This window comes from Streptomyces sp. LUP30 (assembly GCF_001746365.1).
Classification (GTDB): domain Bacteria; phylum Actinomycetota; class Actinomycetes; order Streptomycetales; family Streptomycetaceae; genus Streptomyces.
In genome coordinates this window covers 1-1,341 of the sequence record NZ_MJAJ01000116.1, presented here as the reverse complement: position 1 = coordinate 1,341, position 1,341 = coordinate 1, and the positions used below count along the sequence as shown (strand labels likewise).

Sequence of the window (1,341 nt, the reverse complement as noted above, 5' to 3'; positions counted from 1 at the left end):
AGCCGTGCGGCCGCCTCCGCCGCCGCCCGTTCGGCGGCCGCGAGGTCGGCGGGAGGCTGCCCGGCGGCGGCCACGGTGTCGGGTTCGGCGAGGGCGGCCCGTACGGCGGCCTCCTCCGTCTGCCAGGCGTCCAGGAGTCGCTGGAGCTCGCGGTGGGCGGCGGCGTCGAGGAGGGCGGCGGCTGCGGCCTGCGGGGTGTCGAAGCCTGCCCGGAAAGCGGCTTCGTCCAGGCGCCCGTCGGCGGCCTTGAGTCGCTCGGCGCTCTCCTCGGCGGCGCGGGCGGTCTCGGCCGCCTCGGTGAGCAGCGCCGCCTGGCGCTCCAGCTGTGCGGCGCGCGCGGAGACGCTGTCCGCCGTTCCTCTGGCGCGCGTCAACTCCTCTTCCAGGGTGAGTCGTTCGCGTTCCAGGCGCTCGCGCTGGCCCACTCGTGATGCGGCCCTGACAGCCGCCTCACGCTGCGCTCGGGTACGGCGTTCGTGCTCCTGCTCGGCCTGGCGCAGTTCCTCGCGCGCGGGGTGCAGCGCCGAGGCCTCCCGGCGGGCCTGCGCATAGGCCTGCTCCGCCTCCAGCGCCTCGGCGGAGAGACGCTCCGTCGGGGCGTCGCCCGACTCGGCCGTGGCGGCGGCGAGCGCCTCCCTCAGAACGCCGAGAGCGCGCTCGTCCTCGGCCTGACGTTCCTCGGCGTGCTGGTAGGCGGCGAGCGCCTGCTCCTCGGCCTCGCGGTCGACGTGCCCGGCGACCTTGCGGGCGCGCGCGGGATGCTCGGTGGCGCCGCAGACCGTGCAGGGTTCGCCGTCGGCGAGGGTGGCGGCCAGTTCGGCGGCGATGCCGTTCAGGCGCTGTTCCTTGACGTCGAGCCAGTGCTCGCGGGCCGACTGCGTGCGTTCGCGTGCGGCGAGGGCGGTGCGCCGGGCGGCCTCCAGGTCGTCGGTCAGTCCGTCGCGCCGCCGGGCGGCCTCCAGGCGCCGCCGTGCGGGCTCGCGCCGGCCGTCGAGCTGTTCGGCGCGGGTGGCTGCCTCCTGGGCGTGTTCGATGCGGGCCCGCAGTTCCGTGCGGACGGCGTCCCAGCCGGTGAGCCAGGCCTCGGCCTCCGTCAGGACGTCCTCGTCGTCGCGTTCCCGCCGGTCGAGGTCGGTCCGCTCGACGGCGAGGTCGGCCAGCCGCCGCTCCCCCCTGCGGGCGGACTCCAGACCGCCCAGCTCTTCGGCGGCCCGGCGTGCGGCGGCGGCGAGCCCGGCGGCCCCGGAGTCGGCGAACCGTTCCGGGAGCAGGGCACGCGCGTGGGCGGCGCCTGCGGCCGCCCCCTCGTGCTCGGCGTCCGCGGAACGGTTCGCCGACTCC

General features: G+C 77.6%; 1 pseudogene. It reads right to left on the bottom strand.

The annotated features are described in order from the left end of the window. Positions 1-1,341 (bottom strand): annotated as a pseudogene (locus tag BG482_RS39845) (SMC family ATPase); the annotation flags it as partial.